Here is a 3473-nt window from a genome sequence, read left to right on the forward strand (position 1 = left end):
GACGTAGACCCCTTCTCGGCCATCACGCTCGGCGCCCAAGGGGCTCTCGAGCCGATCGATTACAACATCGTCGACAAGAAGAAGATGCGGCCCGGCTTTGGTTGGGAATACGCCGCCTCGACCTATTTCTTCTCCTATGTCATCGCCTATGATTCCGAGAAGTACGGCAAGGACGCGCCGACCGGCATGGCCGATTTCTTCGACGTGAAGAAATTCCCCGGCAAGCGCTCGCTCTACAAATGGGGCGTATCGAGCTGGGAAGCAGCACTTCTGGCCGACGGCATCGCGCCGGCGTCGCTCTACCCGCTCGACCTCAAGCGCGCCCATGACAAGATCGCCGCGTTCAAGGAAAACGTCGTTGCCTATTGGGGTGGCGGCGCCGAAAGCCAGAGCGTGCTGCTCAATGGCGAGGCCTCGATGGCGATCGTCTGGTCGACGCGCGCTTCGCTGATCGAGCAGGATTCGGGCGGCAAGATCAAGTTCATCTGGGATCAGGGACTGATCTCGCCCGGTGCGCTGGCCGTGCTCAAGAACAACCCCGGCGGCAAGGACGCTGCGATGAAGTTCATCGCCAGTGCCCAGGACCCTGAAAAGCAGCTGGTCATGTTCGACAAGCTCGGCCAAGGTCCTGCAAACCCGGCGGCAGACGCGCTGATCACGGCCGACAAGAAGCGCATCAACCCGGTCGATCCCGAGAACATGAAGAAGCAGATCGCGCTCGACATGGACTGGTACGCCAAAAATTACGGGCCGGCGCTCGACGAATACACCAAGATCATCTCGGCCTGATCAGGGCCGGGATAATCGGGTGGACATGAGATCCTATCTCTCCGACAGGATGGGCGCGGCGCTGTTGATGGCGCCGCTGCTCCTGTTTCTTGTCCTGGCCTATGCCTGGCCGTTCCTCGGCGTCGTCAAATGGAGTTTTACGCTGCCGACGCCCGGCCTCGGCCAATATGAGGCGCTGCTCACCGACGATCTGGTGCAGTCGGTGTTCATCCGCACGCTGCGCATCGCGGCGGTCGTCACCGTGGTCTCGGTGGCCGCTGCCTACGCCATCACCGTCGTCTGGGTGCGTGGAACCCCGGCACAGCGCCTGATCGCCGAGTTCTGCATTCTCGTTCCCTTCTGGATTTCCGTGCTGACCCGTGCCTTCGGCTGGGTGGCGCTGCTCTCCAATCGCGGCCTGATCAACACGTGGCTGCAGGCGATCGGCTTCATCTCCGAACCGCTGGCGTTGGTGCGCAACGAATTCGGCGTCATCGTCGGCATGACGCACTTCCTCATTCCTTTCGCCGTTTTTCCGCTGGCATCGGCCATGCGCAGCCTCGACGACCGCGTGCTCCTGGCGGCGCGCGGGCTCGGCTCCAGCCGCATGCGCACCTTCTGGACGGTGTTCGTGCCGATGACGCGCTCCGGCATCATAGGCGCGGCGATGATCGTTTTCGTCTTCTCGCTCGGCTTCTTCGTCACGCCAGCGATCCTTGGCGGCGGCCGCAGCGTCATGATTGCCGAGCTGATCTATCTCAGGATATTCCAGAGCCCGGACTGGGGCTTGGGTGCAGCGATCAGCGTCGTGCTGGTGCTGTTCGTCGGCGCGCTGATGGCGCTCTTGTTCCGATATGTCAGACCGAAGCAGTTGATCTGATGCCGACCTACCGCCCCGGTCCCGTCTCGCTGATCATCGCCGCCTTCGTGGCGCTGTTCCTGCTGATGCCGCTGCTCGCCGTCATCCCGGTGTCGCTGACGCCGAGCCGCATGCTGGCCATGCCGTCGGGCGAACTGTCGCTGCGCCATTACCGGGCGCTGATCGAAGACCCGCGCTGGCTCCAATCGATTCTGCTCTCGATCCGCATCGGTGTCGTCAGCAGCGCCTTTTCAACTGTGCTGGCGCTGTGCTTCAGCCTTGGCGTCTGGATGTTCCAGCCGCGCTTCACCGCGGCCCTGGTCGGCTTCGTGCTACTGCCGATGGTGGTGCCGCCGGTGGTCTCGGCGATCACGCTCTACTTCTTGCTCACCTCGATCTCGGGTTTCAGCGCGTTCTTCGGCTACGACACCTGGCTTGGCGTCGCCATGGCCCATTCGGTGATGACCGTGCCCTTCGCCACGGTGCTGATGCTGGTCTCTCTCAGCCAGCTCGACCGCCGCATCGACCTTGCCGCGCGGGGCTTAGGGGCCACTGTGTGGGAGCGCGCCACCCGCGTCATCATGCCCAACATCAAGTTCGGCATCGTCACCGCCGCACTTCTCTCCTTCGTGCTGTCCTGGGAAGAAATCGGCGTCACCCTGTTCATCACCTCTGTCAACGCCATCACGCTGCCGCGGCTCATGTGGATGGGCTTGCGCGACAACATCGACCCGGCGATCGCGGCATTGTCGGTGATCCTGATCATCATCACCGTGCTGGTGCTGGCGGTGCGCAGTTTCGTGGCCAGGCAGCGCGGAGCCTAGACAAACCGCACCGAGACGCGGCCAAACCTGCCTAGATCGCCGATGACTTCGTCGCCTGCCTCGACGCTTATCGGTGTCACGCAGGTGCCGGTAATCACCACCTGTCCCGGCTGAAGCGCTATGCCCAGGCCCGACAGTTCATTGACGATCCAGGTAAGCGCGATGCGAGGATCGCCCAATACGGCTGCTCCCGATCCGCTATGTTGCGACCTTCCGGAAACGGACGCGATCACGGGGTGCTTTGCAAGATCCACGTCGTGCCAGTCGTCTTCCGCCGCCTCGCCGATGACAAACAGATTGGCGCAGGCATTGTCCGCAATGAGCTGCGGCGCCCCGACGGCGCAGAAATCGTCATACCGTGAGTCCGGGATTTCGATCGCCGGGTGCAAGCTCGCCACGGCTTCCATCGCCTCGGCGATTTCATAGGGTGCCGCACGAGGCGGCAGCTCGCGGCCGAAACGGAAAGCGAACTCGATCTCGGCCACGCGCATCTTGCTCGTCGCCAGGGAAACGGTCCCGCCGATCTCCACCGCTTTCTCGGCCAGGAGACGTCCGGCCATGGGGCCGTCGACGTTGATGTGCCTTTGTCCCGCCAGACTGGTCGCGGCAATCTTCCAGCCGAAAAGCGGAGCCGCCGAGCGATCCATGACATGCGACTGGACAGCGTAACCTTCGAGCCGTGTTTGTGGGCGCAACGCCTCGGGTATGGCGTCGAGACGGGTGCCCTTGTCCCAGTGGCCTACCAACAACCGCGACGCAGCCCTGGTCTTTTCTGCATCGAGCATCATCAGCTTCCGAAATTGCTTCCTGGATCAAAAACGGCAAGGAAACATTGCGTCATGCGACGCTGTATGGAGCGAGAATATGTGACCAGGAATCGAGAGTCCATGTTCACGGCGTGGTGCCCGCGACGGTGGTCTTGGCAAAGCCGCCCTTTCGAGATCATCGGCATCCATCATTCCGATGACGAATCGCCATCGCCTCTGCGCGTCGAATGGCTATATCTGTCAGAACACGCAGAA

The 3473-nt window shown here is 62.3% G+C and carries 4 protein-coding genes; 3 read left to right on the forward strand and 1 reads right to left on the reverse strand.

Annotated features, from left to right (window positions below):
- The 3 genes from ENZ75_RS25350 to ENZ75_RS25360 form a co-directional block, all read left to right on the forward strand.
- On the forward strand, nt 1–789 hold a 789-nt coding region (locus ENZ75_RS25350), incomplete at its 5' end, for an extracellular solute-binding protein (RefSeq protein ID WP_128278400.1).
- A gap of 25 nt (nt 790–814) precedes the next feature.
- Entirely contained in the window at nt 815–1648 is an 834-nt protein-coding gene (locus tag ENZ75_RS25355) for an ABC transporter permease (RefSeq protein WP_013532644.1), read from the forward strand.
- Complete coding sequence (locus ENZ75_RS25360) at nt 1648–2451, forward strand: ABC transporter permease (protein ID WP_013532643.1); 804 nt, start codon at nt 1648–1650, stop codon at nt 2449–2451. Before ENZ75_RS25355 ends, ENZ75_RS25360 begins: the two co-directional genes overlap by 1 nt.
- On the opposite strand, the gene ENZ75_RS25365 is transcribed toward ENZ75_RS25360, so the two are convergent.
- Nucleotides 2448–3236, reverse strand: coding sequence for a fumarylacetoacetate (FAA) hydrolase (locus ENZ75_RS25365; RefSeq protein ID WP_013532642.1), 789 nt, complete (start codon nt 3234–3236; stop codon nt 2448–2450). The two genes, ENZ75_RS25360 and ENZ75_RS25365, sit on opposite strands and share 4 nt — an antisense overlap.
- Nucleotides 3237–3473 lie beyond the last annotated feature (237 nt).

The sequence above is a fragment of the Mesorhizobium sp. M7A.F.Ca.CA.002.04.1.1 genome (genome assembly GCF_004022805.1).
GTDB classification, from domain to species: Bacteria; Pseudomonadota; Alphaproteobacteria; order Rhizobiales; family Rhizobiaceae; genus Mesorhizobium; species Mesorhizobium ciceri.

What these genes read in the sequence shown, in the direction of transcription:
- ENZ75_RS25355 (WP_013532644.1), top strand. Translation starts at nt 815, where the DNA reads ATGAGATCCTATCTCTCCGACAGGATGGGCGCGGCGCTGTTGATGGCG.
- ENZ75_RS25365 (WP_013532642.1), bottom strand. Translation starts at nt 3,236, where the DNA reads ATGCTCGATGCAGAAAAGACCAGGGCTGCGTCGCGGTTGTTGGTAGGC.
- ENZ75_RS25360 (WP_013532643.1), top strand. Translation starts at nt 1,648, where the DNA reads ATGCCGACCTACCGCCCCGGTCCCGTCTCGCTGATCATCGCCGCCTTC.